The organism is Corynebacterium sp. 22-2729, assembly GCF_053479475.1.
Map to the genome: position 1 here is coordinate 64,575 of NZ_JBRBCA010000006.1, position 23,115 is coordinate 87,689.

The window sequence follows — 23,115 nt, forward strand, 5'->3', positions numbered from 1 at the left end:
CCCACTATTGAACACCCCCGTCGTGGAGTTCTGGGGCAATCCCAATGGGGGCCGTTTCTGAGGATGGAAGGTAATCGCCACGTACCGCAAATTCCTTAGCCGCGTCATAGTAGGCAAGGGCACCGGGAGCGCCGCCATCGTATTGAAGCACGGTCATGTTATAACTTGGCGCCTCGGACACCTTTACGTTGCGAGGTATGTGGTTATCCAAAACAACCGAGCCAAAGTGTGTGCGCACATCATCACTAACGTTCAGCGATAGCTTCGTACGGCCATCATACATGGTTAGGAGTACACCAGAAATATGAAGATTTGGGTTCAGACTCTCACGAATCATGGCGATATTATCGATAAGCTGGGTCACGCCCTCGAGCGCATAGTATTCACACTGAATCGGAATCAGAACCTCATCTACGGCCGCCATAGCGTTAATAGTCAACAGTCCAAGCGACGGGGGACAGTCAATAAAGACGTAGTCAAAACCTTGTTCTTCCAACCATGAGTCATTCAAAGCCGTGGCAAGTCGGTACTCACGACGTACTTCATTAACAAGGTTAATTTCGGCTCCCGCGAGATCAATCGTTGCAGGCACACAGAAGATATTGTCGTTGTCTCTGTTGCCCTGCATAACCTCATCGATGGTCATCTCATTCAAGAGAACCTCGTAACTTGAGGGAGTCCCAGCATGAGGAACAGCATCTAACGCAGTGGAGGCGTTTCCCTGCGGATCAAGATCAATAACAAGCACCCTCATGCCCATCAACGCTAAAGACCACGCCAAATTAACGGTGGAAGTCGTCTTACCTACTCCACCCTTTTGATTGGCGATGGTAATCTTCCTGCACTTTGGCGGCTTCGGAAGCTGGTTCCGATTTGGGTTCTTCATTCGCGCCGCTTGTCGAGCTGCGCGACCAATGGGTGTGTCATCCATGTCGATATTCGACATTTACGTCCAATCCTGAAGTCGAGAACCGATGTTTCACGTGAAACATCGGGGTGTACGTAAAGAATAATGCAGCCTGTCCTACGTCTCAACGAGAGCACAAGGCTAGGAATAGGTGGCACGTTCAAGGAGATCATGGCGTACCCCTGAGTCTTTTACCAATATTGAACCCTGAAGGGCTCCAATGAATCGATGCCTATTTCACGCGAGGAATTATGATGACGTGAGTCGGCTCAGCAACTTTAGACTCACCAACCAGCTCAATGGTTCCCTCGCCACCACCGGCCTTTGAAATCTCCTTAGCGTCACGCTGCAATTCCTCTGCAACAGAACCACCCTTCAAGGCTTTCATCGACCCACCGACTCGAACCAGGGGGAGAGACCAACGAGCCAGTTTCCCTAAAGGCGCAACTGCGCGGGAGGTAACTACATCGGCGCCACCAATGGCTCTTACCACATCTGGTTCTTCCGCACGGCCACGGATAACATCGCAACCCAGCTCAAGCTCATCATTGATCTCTTGGAGAAAGTTATAACGACGCAACAGCGGCTCTAGAAGTTGAACCTTAAGATCCGGGCGTGCGATAGCCAACGGTATGCCCGGAAGACCCGCACCAGATCCAACGTCGATCACTCGCTGACCCGGATCGATTACTTCGCCAAGGACTGCAGAGTTAAGAACATGACGTTCCCAGATACGCGGCACCTCTCTCGGACCGAGCAAACCTCTCTCTATCCCGGCAGATGCTAGAAACTCTGCATATACACGAGCGAGGGGAAGCCGATCCCCAAACACGTCCTCGGCTATCGCTGGTGGTTCACCCAACTGAGGGTTGGCAACGGTGGAATCGTCCTGATTCGCCATCTGGGCACTCCTTCAAAAGGTGGGAGGATGGGCATGTTTCACGTGAAACCACGCCGAATGTTTCACGTGAAACATTCAAACTGATGTACTCCGCCCATTCTATAGCCACTAGCCGGAACGACAGCACCCGGGAAGGGGAGCAGGGCAAACAAAAAACCGCCACCTCATAGGTGACGGTTCTATAAGTAATTGGCAACGTACAGTAGCGAGCTACTTCCGCTTCTTGCCCTTCTTCTTTGGATTATTCGGACGCGCTCCGACCTTAGGAGCAGAGGTACGCTTCGAAGCGGCAACTGCCTCCTTCTCGGCCTCTTCTTCTGCATCCATCTTCTTGTAGAGGAAGAACTGCTGCAAGTAGGACCACGTCATGTTCGTGACCATGTACAGAGCCAGGCCAACCTGCCATGCGAAACCACCCAGCAGGTAAAGAACCGGCATAACCCAGAGCATGAGTTTCTGCATCATGTCCATCTGCATCTGCATCTGTTGAGCCTTAGGATCATTCCCCTTAGCCGGGGATGCCTTGCGGCGCTTTGCAGCGCGATCCATAGACATGCGTGCGGAGAAGTGCATCAGGACAGACGCTACGAGCATCATCGGCACGACAACAACAATGATGTTGGTCCGCGTAAAATCCACCACGCCATCAGCGGAGAACGCGCGGTAGTTCTGAGGATCCATGGAAATGAAGCCAGAAATCGGGGTACCGAAGATACGCGCATCGAGGAACGATTGAACCTCATCTACTCCGAAGAAATAGTTTGGCGTGTTTCGGGTTTCCTCAACAGACATCCCCAACTGGCCCACACCATTACCGGTACGGTTGAAGGAACGCAGCACGTGGAACAGGCCAAGGAAGATCGGCATCTGCACAAGCATCGGCAGACAGGAAGCCAAAGGGTTAACGCCCATTTCCTTCTGCAACTTGCGCATCTCGATCGCCAGCGTCTGTCGATCATTCTTGTACTTGCGTTGCAGCTCCTGCATTTTCGGCTGCATTTCTTGCATCTTGCGGGACGAGCGCAGCTGATTCGCCATCGGCTTCACCAACAAAATACGGATGGTGAAAACGAGGAACATGATCGCTAGCGCCCACGTGAATCCCGAGTCCGGGCTGAGGACGTAGCTGAACAGCTTATGCCAGAACCACAAAACGCCGGACACTGGATAATAAATAAAATCCATGGCGACTCGAGGTTTCTCCTGATATTGGTCTAGTAAGGCCTATGTTGCTGACGACTCAGCTAGCAGCTCCACAAACGAACAGCCTAACGGTGTCGCCTGCTCCACAGGCGCAAGGGACGACGAGGAGGGACAGGATCCCAACCTCCCGGATGCCATGGCCCACAGCGGGCCAATCGACCTAGCGTAAGTATTGACCCTTTAATCAGACCATGTCGGCCGATAGCGATTAAAGCGTAGTTACTGCACGTAGGTTCAAAACGGCACGTTGGCCCCATTTTAAGGGGTGAAACATAACTTTGGTAACCAAGGATTACTCGGCGAGCCATTCGAGCTCCGAGGCCGCGCTTCCGCGACCTACCCTCGTGCGCGTTAACCGTGCCTTCTGCACCGTCACCGGGGGAGGGCCCGTCGGATGCAGCTACGCACATCACCGACCAACTCCTCAAAGCTTGCCTCGGCGCTCTTCGGCAAAGCGCGGATCACCAAAGTTGTTCCAGCTGGGAAATCCAGTTTGCCTTCATCTAATACAGTCCGAAAGGCATGGCGAATCTTGCGTGATGTATTATGCCTGGTCACAGCGTTTCCAACGGCTTTGGAGACAACCAGTCCCATCCGCGGTCCAGCTGTGGCTGCCTCTTGTAAGGGTGCCGGCAAAGCCTCGGCCCCTTCACCCCCCACTAAAACATGAACCACCACAGTGCGGCTACCTTTCTTCCGGCCGTTCCGAATCGTCTTCCCAAACAGGGAAGTTGACCGAAGCCGGTGCTTAGGAGCTAGCACAATGGTGGCTCTTTCTTTTAATTGACGCCCCTACGACAATCCACCCCAAGATTCTTGGGGTGGAGGGAACGTCGATGCCTTACTTAGGCAGTGAGGGACTTGCGACCCTTGTTGCGGCGTGCGGAAACGATGGCACGGCCAGCGCGGGTACGCATGCGGGTACGGAAACCGTGCACGCGTGCACGACGACGGTTATTGGGCTGGAAAGTACGCTTGCCCTTGGCCACGGTACTTCACTCCTTAACATTCATTAGCTGTGCGCACACCGCATATGACGACAGCAGGCAGCCCAGCGCTAAAGAAGCTGGGATATTGCTTAGCCAGCGATGCGCCCACAAATTTAAGTGGACAGTTGTACCGGCAATCTCCGAGAAGAATGGCGCCGATACCGGAGGCACCCGATAGGCAGCGTGGTGAACTGCTGCCACATATGGGTTGCCATAGACGAGTCAAGGATACGTGCTGTGACGTAAGTTATCCAAATTTTAGAGACGGCGCCCTCGAAGAGGATGCAGCTGTCTCTAATAAATACTCGTCAGAACATCATTGGATGTCTCCAGAAGGCACCTTCCGGTTTCAACGAAACCAACGGGGTGGAAGTAGGTGTGTAAAGCCTAGATCTAAGTTCGTCAAATGACGATGGACCTTGTGGAAAACTCCCTCACCCCCAAACACTAAACCTTTACTTTACACCCTATTTATGCAGGTAGAGTGAATATTGAGGCTCTGATTAGAGTTATCCACAAGGAGCCTGTACCTTGGGGATAACATGTGAAGAGAAGTTATCCACAGGTGTGCATAACTATGTGCAAATGCAGGATATACGGCATTTCCCACTGTGTACGACGAGGTGAACAACTACATAAAAGACGGAATTGAGAACCACCGCTGATTTAACCCCCCGTTTACCTCTACGCCACCCCCGAAAACTCTTACGCTGAAAACAGCCCTGACCCTGGAGCCCCTATGAGCAACTCGAATTTCTCTATCGAGGAACACTTTCCCGACATGTGGGATGCCATCATGCACGATTGGCTCGCGGATAGCTCCTCCGCCAATCCCGACCCCGATCTTCCACCTATCTCCCCCAAACAGCGTTCACTTCTGCGCAAGGTCAAACCGGTGGGGCTTATGGGACGGATCGTCGTGCTTGAAACACCCAATAAGTGGACCAAGGAATCGATCGAAAAAGACCTCATCGATCCCATCAAGCATGTCCTCAAAGCTCGTTTGGATCTTTCCGTCAGCCTTGCGATCACCAGCACGAATGGGGAATCCGTAGAGGCAGAATCAGAGGAACCCAAGCAGGGCACACAGTCTGAGAGTGACACCGAAACGACAGGCGATATCCACGAAGGGGCGTCAGAAAAAAGTTCGGTAGCTACCGCAGACGACCTATCAACCTTCCAGGTAGAAGCACTGGTTCACCAAGCACAGGAAAAAGACGGCGCTGCTACAGAGACTGAGGAAGAAGCTGCTCAGCGACGGGAGCACGATGCCGATGCTCTCGCAGGACAATACGCTGCGACGGAAAACCACATCGATCCGAACCCATCCCCAACGCCGAAACATTGGACAAATAAGGAACAAGCCCACCGGGTGCCGCCGCGACAGAACGTTGCGCCGCAGCCTTCATCGAACTTCAACGATGGGCTGGATGGCGATTCTCTACTGAACAAGAACTACACGTTCGACAGCTTCGTTGTTGGCTCGTCGAATAACTTCGCCGCCGCCGCCTGCCGGGCTGTTGCAGAAGCACCCGCAAAGGCCTACAATCCTCTGTTTATCTGGGGTGAGTCCGGGTTGGGGAAGACCCACTTGCTGCATGCAATTGGACACTATGCCAAAGAGCTACAGCCAAATATGCGGGTGAAGTACGTGAGTTCCGAAGAGCTGACGAATGACTTTATTAACTCCATCGCCAATGACACCCGTGAATCCTTCAAGCGGCGCTACCGCAATCTAGACATGCTGATCGTGGACGATATCCAATTCCTTCAGAACAAGGAATCGACGCAGGAGGAGTTCTTCCACACGTTCAATGCATTGCACCAGGCAAATAAGCAGATTGTGCTGAGTTCCGACCGACCTCCACGACAGCTGACCACGTTGGAAGATCGCCTGCGCACTCGCTTTGAAGGCGGACTGATTACCGATGTTCAGACTCCGGACCTAGAAACGCGCATTGCGATTCTCACGAAGAAAGCAGAATCCGACAATGTGCAGCTACCCGAGGACGTCAAGGTACTGATCGCGAGCCGCTATGAGAAATCGATTCGTGAGCTCGATGGTGCTTTGATCCGCGTGACGGCCTATTGCGCGCTTAGCCATGAACCGCTGACGGTCGAAACCGCAGAAATTGCGTTACGCGATATTTCGCCAGCCGATCAGGATGTGGAAATTGTTCCTCAGCATGTGATTGAGGTGGTGGCGAACTACTTCAACCTCACCACCGATGAGCTCATAGGCAAGGGTAGGGCCAAGAAGTTTGTGCAGGCTCGGCAGATCGCAATGTATCTCTGCCGAGAACTGACGGATCTTTCTCTGCCGAAGTTGGGAAGTGCTTTCGGCGGACGCGACCACACCACGGTGATGTATGCCGAACGTCGCGTGCGCGAATCCCTGTCGGAGAACAAGAAGGTGTTCGATCAGGTGCAAGAACTCACACAAAAGATCAAGTCCCATGCCCGGGATTAGCCCCGTCGTCTGACCTTTCCACCCCCTATGGAGAGGCCGGGGAGCGAGTTACCCACAGTTTTCCCCAGCTTTACTGAGTTATCCACAAGCAGCTTGGGGATAACTCACGATACCCTGACCTTTGGTAGACCGGGATTCAACCGAGTTATCCACAATTCCACAACGTTTTCCACAGATGTAATTCCAAACTTGTAATTCAAGGGGTAGCAACGATGTGTCTTAAGAATCCTCGAAATCAGCATGGAGAGTTGGATGGCTCACACCGCATCCCAATGAACCCTGGGGAAAACTGCGTCTAAACTGGGTAAACAGCAGTGGACAGATTGTGTACAACTCGCAGGGCAACCGAGTTATCCACATTGCAAATGCGTTATTCACAGTTCATCCACCGACGTATCAACATCCGAACCCACGTCCTGACATGCATGGATTAGGGTTTGTGCACAGGATCCACAACACCTACTACGACTGCTATCTCTCTAAATAAAAGGGAATAAACAGAAATAGAGCTTGTGGGTTAATCTTGATCAGACGAACCTCGAGAAGAACGAGACGCTCGAGCACGACGAAGACACGGAAGTTAGATTGAGCATGGATAGCCAGACAGTGAGTTTCATTGTTCCCAAGGATGACTTCGCATCTGCCCTCGGTTGGGTAGCCCGCTCCCTTCCCAGCAAGCCCACCCAACCCATCTTGCGCGGTGTGATGATCGTTGCCGATGACGAGGGATTGGAACTTTCCGGATTCGACCGTGAGGTCTCTACCCGAGTACGCATCAACGCCGAGGTCAACGAGCCCGGAAAGATTTTGGTTGCCGGAAAACTGGCTTCCGATATTGTCGGCTCCCTGCCTAACAAGCCAATCAATATCGAGTTCGATGGCACGACTGTGACTCTGAAAACTGGTAAGTCCAAGTTCGAGCTCCCGGCAATGACGATCGAGGATTATCCAGTACTACCGGATCTGCCGGATGTCACAGGCACTATCGATCCAAACCTCTTTGCTGAATCTATTGCGCAGGTCGCTGTTGCAGCTGGTCGTGATGACACGTTGCCAATGCTTACTGGCGTACACGTAGAAATCGACGGCGAAGATGTGATTATGGTTGCTACCGATCGCTTCCGTCTGGCCGTCCGCAGCTTCCAGTGGAATCCCGCTCAGGCTGATGCGCAGGCAAAGCTGTTGATTCCAGCTCGGACTCTGGCAGATACCGCCCGTTCCATGGATCCGGCCAACACGGATCCAATCGAGATTGCCGTCGGTACAGGCGAAGACATTGGTGCAGATGGCCTTCTGGGTATTTCCACTGAATCGCGTCACACCACGACACGCCTGTTGGATGCAGAATTCCCGAAGTTCCGCCCACTGCTGCCTAAGACGCACACGGCTTTGGCAAGTGTGGAAATTGCTCCTCTGCAAGAGGCCATCAAGCGCGTCTCCATCGTCGCTGAGCGGAACTCGCAGATTCGGATGGATTTCAAGGACAACACCGTTACCCTTTCTGCAGGCGGTAGCGATGTTGGCTCCGCAACGGAAACCTTGGATTGTGCTTTTGCCGGCGAACCACTGGTTATTGCCTTTAACCCCAGTTACCTCAAGGAGGGGCTGGCGGCCATCCACACTCCGCGCGTGGTCTTCGGTTTCACCATGGCTTCTCGCCCCGCGATCCTTCTCCCCGATCCAGGCGAGTTGCCGGAAGCAGACGCTGAGGGGAACTTCGCTACCCCGGAAACGGACTTCACCTACCTGCTGATGCCAGTGCGCCTGCCGGGCTGATCCCGAGAATACGAAAACCAAGGCAAGCCTTTAGCTAACTGTGTACGTCTCCAATCTCCGTCTGAGCAATTACAGGTCGTGGGAGGAACTCGACCTGCAGCTTAGCCCTGGTATTACGATCTTCTCTGGGCCCAATGGCTACGGAAAGACCAATATCGTTGAGGCACTCGGTTACCTTGCTCACCTCAGTTCCCACCGCGTGAACTCGGACGCAGCACTTGTGCGACGCGGTGAAGACATCGCCAATGTGTCCGCCACGGCCGTGAACAATGGTCGCGAACTCACAGCCCATCTCGCCATTCGCGCTCGGGGTTCGAATCGCGCTCACATTAATCGCACGGCCATGAAATCTCCCCGTGATCTGCTGGGTGTGGTGCGAACGACGTTGTTCTCGCCAGAAGACCTGGCCTTGATTAGAGGCGAGCCGGAGCAACGTCGCCATTTCTTGGACACAATAATGATTGCCCGCTACCCGCGCCTCGCAGCAGTTAAGGCGGACTATGATAAAGCTCTACGACAGCGCAATGCACTTCTCCGGCAGTCTGCTTTTGCCCTGCGCCTTGTTGTCGGTGCTCCGAAGGGAGCTAGCCATAACCTATCCGAGGAGATCAAGGCCGACGCGGAATCTGCGTTGGCCACCCTTGATGTCTGGGATAGCCAATTGGCCGCCTTGGGTGGACAGATCATGTCTGCACGCGTGCAAATCGTCTACGATCTAGCTCCACATTTACAGCAGACCTACCAATCGTTGGCACCACAGTCGCGTCCGGCGCACATGTCCTATACGTCCACCATCGACGCGGAGTTGACCGAACTGGGAATTCATCTAGGTGTGAGCGAACCCGACCAGCCCACCGCATTGCTTAGCCCGGAGATTGCCGAGGCTACCTTGCTGCAAGCCTTCGCCACGAAGCGTCCCCAGGAGGTCGAGCGTGGTACCACACTTCTTGGCCCCCACCGCGATGACGTTAACCTGATGCTGGGTCATCAACCGGCGAAGGGATACGCATCTCATGGTGAATCATGGTCTTTTGCTCTTTCCCTGCGCCTCGCCGCGTTTTTTATGCAGCGCGGTGATGGGGTCGAGCCCGTCGTTATTCTCGATGATGTTTTTGCGGAACTCGATGCTTCTCGACGCCACCATCTCGTCAACCTCATCTCCAGCGCTGAGCAAGTGTTGATCACGGCGGCAGTGGATGAGGACATTCCCGAGGCCTTGCGGGATGTTGCGCAGATTTACACTATTGAGGAGTTGAAAGCTCAACCTCAAGAAGTGTCTGACAAAGCGGTGAAGGGTGGCGAAGACAGTGTCGATTGATCCTGTTGCGCAAGCCCTCGATGCTATGAAACAGGCGGGCGGTTCTCCTCAGGCCGAGTTGCCGATGGTGGCGTCACCACGAAAAAAGAAGAAGAAAACATCGGGTGGGCCGACAAGATACAGGACCCGAATGGATGGCCGATTAGATCGCAGCTATCGTGATCCGAAGCGTTTTGGCTCGTTGATTGGGTTAGAGATCAAACGGCAAGGTTGGCAGCAGCGAGTAAGCGTTGCCAGGATTATGAATGCATGGCCAGAGCTTGTGGGTGACAAAATTGCCGAACACACTCGGCCTGTGCGCTATGAAGAGGACTCGCAGGTGTTGGTAATTGAGTGCGATTCGACTCCGTGGACTACCCAGCTGCGTTATATGCAAACTGTGATTCTGCAGGCGATCGCCAAGCGCGCAGGGGAGGATGTGGTGGCTCAACTTCGCATTGTGGGTCCCAATATTCGGAGGCCGAAGTATGGCAAGCTCCGCGTGCAGGGGCGGGGGCCACGGGATGACTTCGGATAAGTCAGTTGGGAGTATCAACTGATTCTGAATGGCCCAAACGGCCTGTCCAATGGCACCTTTTGGCCTCCAACGCGCTAGAATAGGGTGGTTATTTACGCGCGAGAGAAGGAGTTTGACCCACCGTGGCTGAACCACAGAAGCAGAGCGACTACGGCGCGAATTCGATTACGATCCTCGAAGGCCTGGAGGCCGTTCGAAAGCGCCCCGGCATGTACATCGGTTCCACCGGTGAGCGTGGCTTGCACCACCTGGTGTGGGAAGTTGTGGACAACTCGGTTGACGAGGCCATGGCAGGTTATGCCAAGGAAGTTAGCGTAACGCTATTGGCCGACGGTGGCGTAGAGGTCATCGACGATGGCCGTGGTATCCCGGTGGAGGATCACCCGACCGGCCCGCCGACCGTGCAGGTAGTTATGACGCAGCTGCACGCAGGCGGCAAGTTCGACTCGGACTCTTATGCAGTATCTGGTGGTCTACACGGTGTGGGTATTTCAGTGGTTAACGCCCTGTCCACTCACATGGAGACCGAGATTAAGCGCGATGGCTACCTGTGGCTCCAGAACTTCAACGCGGCTGTGCCTGAGGAGTTGCAGCGCGTAAAAAAGGCTCGGGGCACCGGCACGACACAGCGATTCTGGCCGGATCCAGAGATTTTCGAAACCGTTGAGTTCAACTTCGACACGGTGGCTAAGCGCCTACAGGAGATGGCTTTCCTGAATAAGGGTCTGACCATCAAGTTGACTGATGAGCGCGAACATCTTGAGGACGATGAGGAGCTGGAGAGCGCAGCAGAGGATGCCGCAGCTCCAAAGTCCGCGGAGGAGAAGGCTGCAGAGGCTGAAAAGAAGAAGGGGCCGCGCACCCGCGTATTCCACTACCCAGAGGGTCTGAAGGATTACGTTGCGTACATCAACCGGAAGCGCACCGCGATCCACCCGACGATTGTTTCCTTCGAAGCGGTCGGCGAGGATCACGAGGTTGAGGTTGCCCTGCAGTGGAACAGTGGTTTTAGCCAGTCCGTTCACACTTTTGCCAACACCATCAATACTTTTGAGGGCGGTACCCACGAGGAAGGTTTCCGCGCGGCCTTGACCTCGTTGATGAACCGTTATGCTCGTGATCACAAGCTGCTGAAGGCAAAGGATCCGAAGCTCAGCGGTGATGATGTGCGCGAAGGTCTAGCAGCCGTCATTTCCGTTCGCGTTGGCGACCCGCAGTTCGAGGGTCAGACGAAAACCAAGCTTGGAAACACCGAAATCAAGGGCTTTGTGCAGAAGGCTGTGAACGAGCACCTGGCCGATTGGTTGGATGCGAACCCAGCAGAGGCAAAGGCCATCATCGACAAGGCAGTCGCTTCTGCCCACGCACGCGATGCCGCACGCAAGGCTCGCGACATGGTGCGCCGCAAGTCGGCCTCCGATATCGGTGGCCTGCCGGGCAAGTTGGCCGATTGCCGTTCGCGTGACCCGAAGCTCAGCGAGCTGTACATCGTGGAGGGTGACTCTGCAGGTGGTTCCGCTAAGTCCGGCCGCGATTCCATGTACCAGGCCATCCTGCCGCTACGCGGCAAGATCCTGAACGTGGAAAAGGCACGCATGGATAAGGTGCTGAAGAACAATGAGGTTCAGGCCATCATTACGGCTCTGGGCACCGGTATTCACGACGAGTTCGACATTAAAAAGCTGCGCTATCACAAGATCGTGCTGATGGCCGACGCCGACGTGGATGGTCAGCACATCGCCACCCTGCTGCTGACCTTGCTGTTCCGCTTTATGCGTCCGCTGGTGGAAGAGGGCTATGTGTACCTGGCCCAGCCGCCGCTGTACAAATTGAAATGGGCTAAGGGCGAGCCGGGCTTTGCCTTTAGTGATCGCGAGCGTGACGAGCAGTTGGAAGAAGGCTTGGCACAGGGACGCAAGATCAACAAGGATGACGGCATCCAGCGCTACAAGGGTCTGGGCGAGATGAACGCCAAGGAGCTGTGGGAGACCACCATGGATCCGACGGTACGTACGCTGCGCCGCGTGGATCTGGAAGATGCTGCTGCCGCCGATGAGATCTTCAGCGTGCTGATGGGTGATGATGTTGTGGCACGCCGCAGCTTCATCACTAAGAACGCCCGCGATGTGCGCTTCCTGGACGTTTAGTTCCAGCCTGCATCGCCGAAGCGCTCGTGGATTTGCGCCGTCACCTCACCGAGGCCATCACGAACGCCCACCGAAATGGTGGGCGTGAACAGGCCATCGCCTGAATACCCCGCGACGTGCGCTTATTTGTTGTTTAATCGAATGTTGTGAGCGATTCGAAACCCCAAGCGAAGTACACTTCCACGCCGGCACGTCGCCAGCCCACTCTGGTGCCAGTCACGATGGCCGACGACTCAACCTCGCAGATGCGTATCTTCCTGCCCGGCACCCCACGGGTAGGGGAGAAGGTTGTTAATGACGCCACCGCCTCCAGCTCCGCTGAGAATCCCGTGCAGGATCTGGTGAATGCTGGGTGGGATCGTACTCGTCCCCTCATTGTGATCTGGCCTGGTTTTGGAATGGGCGCTCGGTACTACGACCCCATTGCATGGGAGCTGGCCGACCGCGGCTATCCGGTGATCTCCGGTGAACTGCGCGGTCAGGGTACATCTACGGCGGTAGCCACTCGGAAGCATAAGTGGGGTTATCACCACCTGGCCTCTGGGGATTATCCCCGAACGATCCGCGCGGCAAAGGAAGCGTTGGGCGTCAATAAGAATCACCCGACGCTTATGCTGTGCCATTCGATGGGTGGACAGATCGGCTCGCTGTTCCTAGCTAGGCCTGAGGCTAAGGAGCTGGGGATTCGCGGCATGATGGGTGTCGGCTCTGGAACGCCTTACTACCGGGGCTTTAAGGGGAAGCAATACGCGCGATTGCGTTTCGGAACGTACCAGATCATGCTGAATATTCTGTTATTCGGCTATCAGCCTGCGGGTTTTTTGGACTTAGCGGGTTATGGGCGCCAGTCCGGCGTGCAGCTGCGCGAGTGGTTCCGCTATGGGCACACCAACCGTCTGCACAAACTGGCGGATCAGGATATGGATTACGAAGAAGCTAAGAAAGCTGTTCGTATTCCTGTCTTGCTCACCCGCTGTACGAATGACGAGGACTGCCCGCTTGCTTCCGCAGAACACCTGGGGGCAGAGTTGCCCGCGGATATGGTGACGATTGAGGAACTCGACGCGCCGCTGGGACACAATCGCTGGGCGCGTGAACCGCAGGTCGTGTCGGATCGGCTGGAGACGTTCTGGCGCGAGATCTCTGCCTAGGAGGTAAAACAAAACCCGCGCTCCCGGTAGGAGAGCACGGGTTTTAGTAGGAGAGTTCTTTATGCCTCGCGGCGGGAGAACATCATCCAAGCGCCCGCGATCATGGAGATCAGAGCCAGACCAGCCAGGATGGAGATCTCCGGCTTAACACCGGTGTTAGCCAGCTGAACGTTGCGCTCAGCGGCCGGTGCCTCGGCTGCAGGTGCCTCAGCGGCCGGTGCCTCAGCTGCAGGTGCGTCTGCGGCCGGAGCCTCTTCACCCTTCATGTCGCCCTCGCCCTTCGGAGCCTCAGCCTTAGCGTCGTCTTTCTTCTCACCCTTAGGTGCTTCAGCCTTGGCGTCGTCCTTCTTCTCGTCCTTCTTTTCCTCGGCCTTGTCGCCGGCGTTGCCCAGGACTGCACCCAGAACGCCCAGGCCGACGATGGCGCCGCCGACGCCAGCAGCGATCTTGTCATCCTTGCTCATGTTGGAGGAGCCGGCCGGCTCGTTCTCGTCGCCTTCACCTGGCTGCTCTTCGCCAGCGCCCGGCTGCTCTTCGCCAGCGCCCGGCTGCTCTTCGCCAGCGCCGTTGTCTTCCTCGGCCGGAGCCTCCGGAGCCGGGGCGCCTCCCTCGTTCTGAGCGTTAGCGGCCGGGGTCAGCAGGGCTGCGGAAGCCAGTGCGGCAGCAGCGGCGGTAGCGGTGATCTTCTTGGACAGCTTCATGTCATTCTCCTGTGTTTTCGTGTGTAGCCGAGATGTGGCATTGGGGGTGAAACGTTTGACATTTTTAAAATAATCTTTGCCAAGGTATTTAGCAGTGCTAAGAATTACAAAAGTGCCTCTTCAGGCCGATTTATAAACACTTGCTCACGGAATAAGCTGGTCAGCGCGATCTTGCATATATACGCAAATGTTGACAACAATCACTTTGATTTACCCCCGTATGGAGGAGTGAAAAGGCCTTTCCCTAGAAAGTCATCTTCCGCAGCAACCCCTGGGAATACATAGAAATACCCACCGCCGTACGGCCTGATGTAGTCAGCCAGCGGTTCGCCCTCCAGCCGCCTCTGCACGGTAATAAACTGCCGCTGCAGATCCTGCTGGAAGCACACAAACACTAAACCCACGTCCAGGGTGCCGTTGTCCAGCACACCATTGTCGTAGTTATAGGCACGCCGCAGCATCAACTGGTTCGCCGTCTCCTCGGTCCGCGGGTTCGCCAAGCGGATGTGCGCATCCACCGGAATCACATCCCCTGTGGGGTCATCCAGATAGTCCGGCTCCTCCCATTCGTCGCCGCCGGAAAGCGGCCCGCCGCTGAAGCGTTCGCGGCCAAAGATCTGCTCCTGCTCCGCGATAGAGATGCGATCCCAGAACTCCGTCAGCATCACGATCAGCCGCACGGCCATGTAGCTACCGCCCGCTGCCCACTTCGGCTCGTCGCCGCCGGCCCACACCAGCTCGTTGTGCTGCTCGGGCGTGGGATTAACGATTCCATCCTTAAATCCCAGGTGGTTGCGTTGTGTGCCACTCGGCCGGGGCGGGTTCTGGTAACCGGATTGGCGCCACCGCACCGCCATCCCCCCGCGCGTGTGCCGCAGAATATCGCGCAGTGCGTGCATTGCCGTATCCCGGTTGTGCGCGCAGATCTGCAGCACCAGGTCGCCGTGGCACTGTGCGGGATCCAGCGAATCATCCGCGAAGGCCTTCATGGTGTTGAGGTGCTTTGGCTTCTTGGCCTTCAACCCGAAGCGATCGTCGAACAGCGTTGCGCCCGCCCCTAGCGTGATCGTCAGCCCGTCCACCGGCACGTCCTCGCCCAGCTCCCCGGAATCCGTCGCTGGGTATGCGATCCCATCAGGCGCCGCCGGCCCACCGGTGGTCAGCACGCGCGCCCGCTTGGTGATTGTCTGCAGCAGGTTCTTTAGCCCCTCGCGTCCCTCCGCGAGTACATCTAAACCGCAGATAATCAGCTCTTTTTGCGGTGGAGTAATCACGCCCTGCTGGTGCTCGCCTTCAAACGGATAGTCGGGCAGATCGTCGTCGTTGTCGTGGTATTCCTCGGCGGTGGCGCCGGTTTTTGCAAGGGTAGTGACGCCACCCACTCCAGCCAAGCCCAGCATTCCGCCCAACATTGTGCGCCTCGAAACCCGGGCGCCTCCGGGGCGGTTTTTCTGCTCGCCGTGGTCGTCTGCGGTGGCACGGGAATGAAAAGGACAGTTCACTACATCCTCCTGATCACAGTCATGGTTGCCAGCGGGGCAAGCAGTTCGTTTAGTTCGCCGATGGCCGCCCCCAACTCTCGCTGATCGGCTTGATCCCATGCGGTGAAGGGTTTCTTTCCGTCGTATTTGGCGGCCATCTTCTTGGCTACCTCGTCCGTCCGATCCAGTTGCCGATCCAATTCGTGCAGCTCTGCCCCGCGGTCTTCCACCAGTTCGCGCAGTGGTTTGAGGGTAGAGCGGGTGGAATAAAGGGCGGCCCGTACTGCGCTGCCCGTGATGTGGGCGCCGAAGTCGTTATGGCTCTTGAGGTCGAAGCGCTCGACCTCCTCGGTGACCTCGTGTGTTCGCAGGCCATAATTGGGTGCGAAGATCGCAAAATGCTCGGTGCCGTCCGCCACTTCGTGGACGTCTTCGTTCAGGTTCTCGGCTGGGTCGAGCAGATCGCCCATGGACTCGCCGTGCCACAGTCCCCACTCCAGCCGGTGGTAGCCCGAAAGATCCTTGGCCTGATTGCCGTTGGCCTTCGAACTGGTGCCGAAGTCCGCGATGTCATCCACCGGCCCCGGCCACTCGTGGTTGGAATCATCTAGCCTGCGGTAGGCCAGGTAAGCCGTCTTCCAGGCTTCTTTGGCGGCTGTGCGGTCGCCGGAACGCACGGCGCGCAACAGCGCGTCGTCTTTAGACACCCAGTCGCGCACCTGAGGTTCTTGTGCACGCGCATGGGCGATGGATACGGCCGTGACCTCTTTCTCCGTGATCGGTTTCATTTTTGGGGCGTCACGAAGAGAAGAATCGGTGACCTTAAACTCGTCGCTAGAGATCGCCTTTTTACCCTGGAAGACACAGGTCAGGTGGTATGTGCCGTCGGTCAGCTTCACGGACCAGGAGCGGGTGGCGGAACTGCCGACGCGCTCGAGGGTCTGGTAGGCGAAACCCTCCTGGTCGGCGACGTAGACCGTGGTGGAGGCGTCCGCGGTGTTGGTCACTCGGATGTGGTTGAGGTCGCCGTGCAGATCGCCGGGGGAGGGGCAGGCGCGGCGGCTCTTGATGTGAATGTCGGCGTCAGCGTTTGTGCCGTTGCCGCCAGTGCCGTTGTCGCTATCCTCGCTAGAGCAGCCGGATAGCAGCAATGCGCTCGCCGAGACAGAGGCCACGGCGAGGGCTGCGACAACCCGGGCGGGCTGCCGCCGCGGGCGGGGTCGATCCGATGATTCAGGGGAGGTCATGGCTGGTACCGATGGTGGCTAATAATGGCGCCTATTAGTTCTAGCTCTCGGATCCGCCCTTGCGGTTGGAGATCCAGGTGAGGAAGCCCAACACGATTACGGCCACCGCGCCCATGCCCAGCCAGGCGCCCAGGTGGTTGGAGTCGTCGGACTCGCCCGCAGCGTTGTTCTTGCCGTTAGAGGCTGCGGCGTTCTGCACGTCCTTCTCCGTGACCTTCGGGTCGTTCATGCCCTCGGCGACGTCCTTCAGCTTCTCGCCCGCGCGGTCGCTGTCATCCACCCGCTCGATGGAGTCGTAGTCCTTGGCGACGGTGCCATCGGTCTCGTTGAGGAACAGCTTCTCGGCGCTGGCATTGTCGAAGTCGAACATGTTGTCCAGCTTGCCCGCGCGGTTATCGAAGCTGTGCTCGCTGAGGCGGCCCAGCTCCCAGTTGTCCTGGATGAACTTCGTCACCGAGGTCTGCTCGGTGTAGGTGCTGTCCACGTGGTTGACCTTAGAGTACGGGGAAATAACCAGCATCGGCTGGCGGGTACCCGGGCCACACTGGCCGTTCTCGTCACCGGCTACGCCGACCTTCTTGGCTGCAGTGGTGCAGATCTTGGAGTCGATCGGCTTTCCGGTTTCCTCCAGCTTGGTCGTGTCCTTGGAGCCATTCAGAACCTTCGGGGCACGGTGGTCGTACCAACCATCGGAGTCGTCGTAGGCGATGACGATGGCGGTGGAATTCCACTGATCAGAGTTCTGGATCTCGTTGATGTAGTGGGTCATGAAGGCCTGCTCATCCAGTGGGTTGGAGTAGCCCGCATGGCCGTCCTGGTAGTTGGAGGCCTTCAGGTAGCTCACGGCCGGCAGGTTGTTGTTCTCCAGGGCGGTATCGAAATCCTGCAGGTCGTACTGGTGGTTGGCCTGATCGGACTTGCCGATCATGTCCGGGCTGCTGGGCTCCAGGTGGTGCGGGTTGGCGGTGGTGGCGAAGTATTGGAATGGCTGGTGGTGCGGGTTGTAGTCTGTCTTCTCCTGGCCGGTCAGGGTCTTGTGGGTGGCGCCGCAACGAGCGCGGGCATCGTCCGTGGCCTTCTCCGTCGGGCGGAAGCCACCCTGGAACCAGCCCCAGGTGATGTCCTTCTCGTTCAGCTGGTCACCGATGTTCTTGTTGTGCAGCGCAGCCACCTCGTCGGTCTTGGAGGAAGAGCTGTTGGAGCAGTCGTCGTACAGCGGATCCGGGTCGCCTACGACGGTAACGGTTTTGCCGTCCTTGGATACGCCGGCGAATTCGTCGGACTCGCCCGGCTTGATCTTCACCTGCTCACCGTTTGATGGATCGTGGATGGTCGCGCCGGCGACGGTGGCGCCTACCAGGTTCAGCGCGCCGGGGGTCGACGGGCCGAAGATGGTGGAGTAGCTGTTGTCGTTCATGGCGTAGTGCTGCGCGTAGTTCCACAGACCCGTGACGGTGTTGCCGTCGTAGTAGCCCATGGTCATGCCCGGGCGGGCGTATAGACCCTCGTTGTCCTTATCCACGTCGGTGGAGACGGTCTCCGGGAACTTGTCCATCTTGCCGCCGTTAAAAGCCTCCTGCAGCGCGGAGTACTCGTGGTTCTGGTCCACGGTGACGGCCTGGTCCGGGCCCAGGCGGAAAGGCTTGACGGAGTTGGGGTTGTTCTTACCCAGCAGATCCTCGCTAGCCAGGTTGTTGACCTTCGGGGTGCCCTTCTTTGCCTTGAACTTCGGCGCATCCTGGTCGTTGGACTGCAGCTTCTCGCCGTCCTTGTTCGCGGCCTTGGGGTAGGTGGCGAAGTAGTGGTCGAAGGAGATGTTCTCGCTGTAGATGACGACGACGTGCTCGATGGGAGTCTTCGGCTTGGCCTGAGCGTCGTCGGCGGCGGCAACACCCATGCCGCCGGTGGCTGCAGTAAGTAGCAGGGCGCTGGAGGCGGCCATCGACGCGACCTTGCGAAAAGCGGTGAGGGGCTTAGGAGAGTTCATTGTTTGGGCTTCCTCTTGCGATAGCGGTCAAAGCCACTAGTTGGCTATGGCTGCAATAGGGTCAGTGTTTGACACTTTTGATCTAACTCCTGGTTCTGTGACCTCGCACGGCGAAGAGGATGCATCCGCATGAGTTCAGCGGTTATTTACCCGTGCAACATCTCGAATTCACCTAACGGGGCGGGAAAGGTGGCGTCACAAAGCCACCAAAGCACAGTAAACCCGCAACTAGGGGGTAGAATAGATAGGTCTGAAGGCTAAACAGAAAGGCTTCTCAAAACAGTGAGCGACGACAATAACGGTAGCGACAACCTCTTCGATCGAGTCACACCGATCGATCTGCAGGAGGAAATGAAGTCCAGCTACATCGATTACGCCATGAGCGTGATCGTCGGACGCGCCCTGCCCGAAGTCCGCGATGGTCTTAAGCCCGTGCACCGGCGCATCCTCTACGCGATGTTCGACAACGGCTACCGCCCCGAGCGCAGCTACGTGAAGTCCGCAAAGCCCGTCGCTGACACGATGGGTAATTACCACCCGCACGGCGACAGCGCGATCTACGACACCTTGGTGCGCCTGGCACAGCCATGGTCTATGCGATACCCGCTGGTAGACGGTCAGGGTAACTTCGGCTCCCGCGGTAACGATGGCGCGGCCGCTATGCGTTACACCGAGTGCCGCATGACGCCCCTGGCGATGGAGATGGTGCGCGATATTCGTGAGAACACCGTCGAGTTCCAGCCCAACTACGACGGCAAAACCACCGAGCCGACTGTGCTGCCGTCCCGCGTGCCGAACCTGCTGATGAATGGCTCCGGCGGCATCGCCGTGGGCATGGCCACGAACATTCCGCCACACAACCTGAACGAGCTGGCAGAAGCCATCTACTGGTTGCTCGACAATCCGGAGGCGGAAGAGGCGGACGCACTGGAAGCCTGCATCGCGCGGGTCAAGGGACCGGATTTCCCAACCGCTGGCCTGATCGTCGGTGACAAGGGCATCCAAGACACCTACCGCACTGGCCGTGGTTCGATCCGAATGCGTGGTGTGACCAGCATTGAGGAAGAGGGCAACCGTCAGGTCATTATTATCACTGAGCTGCCATATCAGGTGAACCCGGACAACCTGGTGGCCTCGATTGCGGAGCAGATCCGCGATGGCAAGATCGCCGGCATCTCCAAGATCGACGATGAATCCTCCGACCGCGTTGGCATGCGCATCGTCATCACCCTGAAGCGCGACGCTGTACCGCGCGTGGTGCTGAACAACCTGTACAAGCACTCCCAGTTGCAAACCAGCTTCGGCTCCAACATGCTGTCCATCGTCGACGGCGTGCCGCGTACGCTGCGTTTGGATCAGATGCTGCGTCAGTACGTAGATCACCAGATCGACGTGATCGTTCGCCGTACTCAGTACCGCCTGGACGAGGCCGAGAAGCGCGCCCACATCCTGCGTGGCCTGGTGAAGGCCCTGGACATGCTGGATGAGGTTATCGCCTTGATTCGCCGTTCCCCGACGGTAGATGAGGCCCGCAGTGGCTTGATCGACCTGTTGGATGTCGACGAGGTGCAGGCCGATCACATCCTGGCAATGCAGCTGCGTCGCCTGGCCGCCATGGAGCGCCAGAAGATCATCGACGAGTTGGCAGAGCTGGAAGAGACGATCGCCGACCTGAAGGCGATCCTGGCATCCTCGGAGCGTCAGCGCGAGATCGTTCGTACTGAGCTGCAGGAGATCGTAGAAAAGTACGGTGACGAGCGTCGCACCCAGATCATCGCGGCGTCCGGCGATGTGTCCGAAGAAGACCTCATTGCCCGCGAGAACGTGGTCGTCACCATTACCTCCACCGGCTATGCGAAGCGCACGAAGGTGGATAGCTACCGCAGCCAGCGTCGCGGCGGTAAGGGCGTGCGCGGAGCCGAGCTGAAGCAGGACGATGTGGTGCGCCACTTCTTCGTCTGCTCGACGCACGACACCATCATGTTCTTCACGAACTTCGGCCGGGTATACCGCCTGCGTGCTTTCGAGCTGCCGGAGGCTACTCGTACCGCTCGTGGTCAGCACGTGGCCAACCTGCTGGAGTTCCAGCCGGGTGAGCAGATCGCACAGGTCATTCAGATTCAGTCTTACGAGGATGCCCCGTATCTGGTGCTCGCCACCGCACACGGCCGCGTGAAGAAGTCCCGTCTGACGGATTACGATACGGCGCGTTCCGGTGGCCTCATCGCCATCAACCTCAACGAGGGCGATCGCTTGGTCGGCGCCCAGCTGTGCACCGCCGAGGATGATTTGCTGCTGGTTTCCGAAGAGGGCCAGGCCATGCGCTTCACCGCGGATGATTCCACGCTGCGGCCGATGGGTCGAGCCACTGCTGGTGTGAAGGGCATGCGATTCCGTGAGGAAGACCAGCTGCTGGCGCTGACGGTCGTGGCTGAAGACTCCTCCTTGTTCGTGGCTACTTCTGGCGGCTACGGCAAGCGCACCCCGATGGAGGAGTACCCGTCGAAGGGCCGTGGTGGCCTGGGTGTGGTCGCGTTTAAGTACGACAAGAAGCGCGGCAAGCTGATCGGCGCGCTGACCGTCAACGACGACGACGAAATCCTGGCCATGACCTCCAACGGCGGCGTAATCCGCACCGAGGTGCGCCAGATCCGCAACAGTGGCCGTGCGACGATGGGCGTACGTCTTGTGGACCTGGCGAAGGGCAACGAGCTGGTGGCCGTGGACCGCAACGTGGAGGAAGAGGCAGAAGAGTCTGCCGAGGCCACCGCGAAGGCGGAAGCCGACTCTAAGTAAGTCGTCTACGGAAAGCCCAACAAGTAAGTCCAAGTAGCCTGGCGGTTAAAACCGCTAGGCTACTGTCGTAATTGCACAAAAATCTGAACGAGAACAACAAAGTGCCGAACAAGCACCAAACAGGCACCAACCAAGCACCGACAAGCACGGAGATGCGATGACGCACCAAACGCCCCCGCCGAATGCGAAGAACATTCAGAACTCCAAGAGCGCGCAGGCAAAGAAAGCGAAGAATGCGAAGAACGCAAAGCCAACCGCGGAGGAGACAAAGAATGCTCAGGTAGCTGGGCAAACCACGGCGCAGGATCAAGCCAAGGCAGACGGCCAGGGCACCGTAAAGCCTGGTGGCAAGGTCTCGGAGACTGTAGCGTCTAGCCAGCCCGACCAGAGTGCTGTGTCCACTCAGCCGGAGGCGAAGCCCGATGCGTCAGGCAAGGCGGGCAAGCCCAGTAATCCCGCTAAGCGTGGCGTGCAGCGAACGATTACGTACATTGAGCCCGTCAGTGCCCTGAAGATGGCGCTCATCTTCAATCTGGCGTTGTTTGCCGTGTGGTTTGTGGCCATGGCGCTGATCTACATTGTCCTCAGCGTTGCGGGCACGTGGGATCGTTTGGACTCGCTGGTGGGTGACCTGACGAGCTCTGATGGTTTCTCTGCGGGCATGTACTTCGGCGGCGTGATAGCGATTGGGCTTTTCGAGGTTGTGTTGTTCACCCTTCTAGCGCCGGTTGCCGCATTGATTTACAACGCCTCGTCGAGCATCCTCGGCGGTGTTCGCATCCAGCTGGATCGCTAGTTCTTCTGTTCTTTGTGACGCCTACTTTTCAGCGATAAAAAGCCATCTGACCAGCCGATTTGGTGATTGCCTGGATTGGTGGGTAATGTTTCTACTCGTTCGAGGGCCTATAGCTCAGGCGGTTAGAGCGCTTCGCTGATAACGAAGAGGTCGGAGGTTCAAGTCCTCCTAGGCCCACCAATCGAACACCTTTCGCTAGAGAGTCAAAGCATCTGATATAGTTTCGGAAGCTTCGTTCGATAGTCAAGGGGCATTAGCTCAATTGGTAGAGCATCTGCTTTGCAAGCAGAAGGTCAGGAGTTCGATTCTCCTATGCTCCACAACTAAACACGGTGAAGGCCCTCCCGGAAAGTAAACCCGGGGAGGCCTTCATTTTTGCTTGTTCGGCTTTTCCTTCTTGCTTTCAGCGATGCGTTTACGAAGGAACTTGGCACGTTCGCTGTCGCCGTAACCGTGTCGTTCCAACACTTCCAGTACAGCTTCGTCGCCGGTGATTTCTCCTTGGAAGATACGTCGGACGTCCTCTTCGTCTTGGGTTGTCATGGTATATCCGGCCATCGTCATGGAGGCCCGGACAGCGGCTACTTTTTGATCTTCGGTGCGATTGTCGGCGGTCATGTCGTGTTCCTTCTGATCTGCTGTGCAGTTGTCTACGGCGGGCAGGTGCTTAGACATCTTTGGTGGGTGTAGAACTCAGTTTAGTGGCGGGGAGCGACGTCCCAGTTGGT

Annotated in this window: 19 protein-coding genes and 2 tRNA genes; 10 read left to right on the forward strand and 11 right to left on the reverse strand. The window is 57.0% G+C overall.

Annotated elements, in window-relative coordinates:
• Positions 1-4 precede the first annotated feature (4 nt).
• The 6 genes from ACUY2T_RS05815 to rpmH form a co-directional block, all read right to left on the reverse strand.
• Positions 5-946, reverse strand: coding sequence for a ParA family protein (locus ACUY2T_RS05815; protein ID WP_448307905.1), 942 nt, complete (start codon positions 944-946; stop codon positions 5-7).
• Positions 947-1,139: 193 nt separating this feature from the next.
• A complete protein-coding gene (gene rsmG / locus ACUY2T_RS05820; protein WP_448307906.1) occupies positions 1,140-1,808 on the reverse strand; it encodes a 16S rRNA (guanine(527)-N(7))-methyltransferase RsmG in 669 nt (222 codons plus the stop codon).
• Between the two features lie 210 nt (positions 1,809-2,018).
• On the reverse strand, positions 2,019-2,993 hold the full coding sequence (yidC, locus tag ACUY2T_RS05825) for a membrane protein insertase YidC (protein WP_448307907.1): 975 nt from the start codon (positions 2,991-2,993) through the stop codon (positions 2,019-2,021).
• Between the two features lie 83 nt (positions 2,994-3,076).
• Complete coding sequence (yidD, locus tag ACUY2T_RS05830) at positions 3,077-3,319, reverse strand: membrane protein insertion efficiency factor YidD (RefSeq protein WP_293792289.1); 243 nt, start codon at positions 3,317-3,319, stop codon at positions 3,077-3,079.
• Between the two features lie 64 nt (positions 3,320-3,383).
• Positions 3,384-3,773, reverse strand: a complete 390-nt coding sequence (gene rnpA, locus ACUY2T_RS05835) for a ribonuclease P protein component (protein ID WP_448307908.1) — start codon at positions 3,771-3,773, stop codon at positions 3,384-3,386.
• Positions 3,774-3,856: 83 nt separating this feature from the next.
• A complete protein-coding gene (gene rpmH, locus ACUY2T_RS05840; protein ID WP_005292556.1) occupies positions 3,857-4,000 on the reverse strand; it encodes a 50S ribosomal protein L34 in 144 nt (47 codons plus the stop codon).
• A gap of 796 nt (positions 4,001-4,796) precedes the next feature.
• Here rpmH and dnaA point away from each other — a divergent pair.
• The 6 genes from dnaA (at position 4,797) to ACUY2T_RS05870 (ending at position 13,379) form a co-directional block, all read left to right on the forward strand.
• The gene (dnaA, locus tag ACUY2T_RS05845) at positions 4,797-6,470 is read left to right on the forward strand and encodes a chromosomal replication initiator protein DnaA (RefSeq protein ID WP_448307976.1); all 1,674 of its coding nucleotides are present in this window, start codon (positions 4,797-4,799) and stop codon (positions 6,468-6,470) included.
• A 591-nt stretch (positions 6,471-7,061) separates the two neighbouring features.
• On the forward strand, positions 7,062-8,246 hold the full coding sequence (gene dnaN / locus ACUY2T_RS05850; protein WP_448307909.1) for a DNA polymerase III subunit beta: 1,185 nt from the start codon (positions 7,062-7,064) through the stop codon (positions 8,244-8,246).
• 40 nt (positions 8,247-8,286) lie between these two features.
• Positions 8,287-9,564, forward strand: a complete 1,278-nt coding sequence (gene recF / locus ACUY2T_RS05855) for a DNA replication/repair protein RecF (protein ID WP_448307910.1) — start codon at positions 8,287-8,289, stop codon at positions 9,562-9,564.
• The gene (locus ACUY2T_RS05860) at positions 9,554-10,081 is read left to right on the forward strand and encodes a DUF721 domain-containing protein (RefSeq protein WP_448307911.1); all 528 of its coding nucleotides are present in this window, start codon (positions 9,554-9,556) and stop codon (positions 10,079-10,081) included. The genes recF and ACUY2T_RS05860 overlap by 11 nt, the downstream gene beginning before the upstream one ends.
• Before the next feature lie 122 nt (positions 10,082-10,203).
• On the forward strand, positions 10,204-12,228 hold the full coding sequence (gene gyrB, locus ACUY2T_RS05865) for a DNA topoisomerase (ATP-hydrolyzing) subunit B (protein WP_448307912.1): 2,025 nt from the start codon (positions 10,204-10,206) through the stop codon (positions 12,226-12,228).
• Between the two features lie 146 nt (positions 12,229-12,374).
• The gene (locus ACUY2T_RS05870; protein WP_448307913.1) at positions 12,375-13,379 is read left to right on the forward strand and encodes an alpha/beta fold hydrolase; all 1,005 of its coding nucleotides are present in this window, start codon (positions 12,375-12,377) and stop codon (positions 13,377-13,379) included.
• A 59-nt stretch (positions 13,380-13,438) separates the two neighbouring features.
• Here the strand turns inward: ACUY2T_RS05870 and ACUY2T_RS05875 are convergent, their stop codons facing one another.
• The 4 genes from ACUY2T_RS05875 to ACUY2T_RS05890 form a co-directional block, all read right to left on the reverse strand.
• Positions 13,439-14,080, reverse strand: a complete 642-nt coding sequence (locus ACUY2T_RS05875; protein WP_448307914.1) for a cell surface protein — start codon at positions 14,078-14,080, stop codon at positions 13,439-13,441.
• 200 nt (positions 14,081-14,280) lie between these two features.
• Positions 14,281-15,582 (reverse strand): iron uptake transporter deferrochelatase/peroxidase subunit, encoded by a 1,302-nt coding sequence (gene efeB / locus ACUY2T_RS05880; protein WP_448307915.1) that lies wholly within the window; start codon positions 15,580-15,582, stop codon positions 14,281-14,283.
• A complete protein-coding gene (locus tag ACUY2T_RS05885) occupies positions 15,582-16,808 on the reverse strand; it encodes an EfeM/EfeO family lipoprotein (RefSeq protein WP_448307916.1) in 1,227 nt (408 codons plus the stop codon). The genes efeB and ACUY2T_RS05885 overlap by 1 nt, the downstream gene beginning before the upstream one ends.
• A 40-nt stretch (positions 16,809-16,848) precedes the next feature.
• Positions 16,849-18,795, reverse strand: coding sequence for an alkaline phosphatase family protein (locus ACUY2T_RS05890; RefSeq protein ID WP_448307917.1), 1,947 nt, complete (start codon positions 18,793-18,795; stop codon positions 16,849-16,851).
• A 282-nt stretch (positions 18,796-19,077) separates the two neighbouring features.
• Between ACUY2T_RS05890 and gyrA the strand changes: the two genes are divergently transcribed.
• From gyrA to ACUY2T_RS05910, 4 genes are all read left to right on the forward strand, one after another.
• A complete protein-coding gene (gene gyrA, locus ACUY2T_RS05895) occupies positions 19,078-21,591 on the forward strand; it encodes a DNA gyrase subunit A (RefSeq protein ID WP_448307918.1) in 2,514 nt (837 codons plus the stop codon).
• Between the two features lie 157 nt (positions 21,592-21,748).
• Positions 21,749-22,387 (forward strand): DUF3566 domain-containing protein, encoded by a 639-nt coding sequence (locus tag ACUY2T_RS05900; protein WP_448307919.1) that lies wholly within the window; start codon positions 21,749-21,751, stop codon positions 22,385-22,387.
• A 103-nt stretch (positions 22,388-22,490) separates the two neighbouring features.
• Positions 22,491-22,567: transfer RNA gene (locus ACUY2T_RS05905), tRNA-Ile, on the forward strand.
• 67 nt (positions 22,568-22,634) lie between these two features.
• A tRNA-Ala gene (locus tag ACUY2T_RS05910) sits at positions 22,635-22,707 on the forward strand.
• Between the two features lie 49 nt (positions 22,708-22,756).
• Here ACUY2T_RS05910 and ACUY2T_RS05915 read toward each other — a convergent pair.
• Positions 22,757-23,005 carry an antitoxin VbhA family protein gene (locus ACUY2T_RS05915; protein ID WP_448307920.1) on the reverse strand — a complete coding sequence of 83 codons (249 nt, stop codon included), beginning with the start codon at positions 23,003-23,005 and terminating at the stop codon, positions 22,757-22,759.
• Between the last annotated feature and the right edge of the window lie 110 nt (positions 23,006-23,115).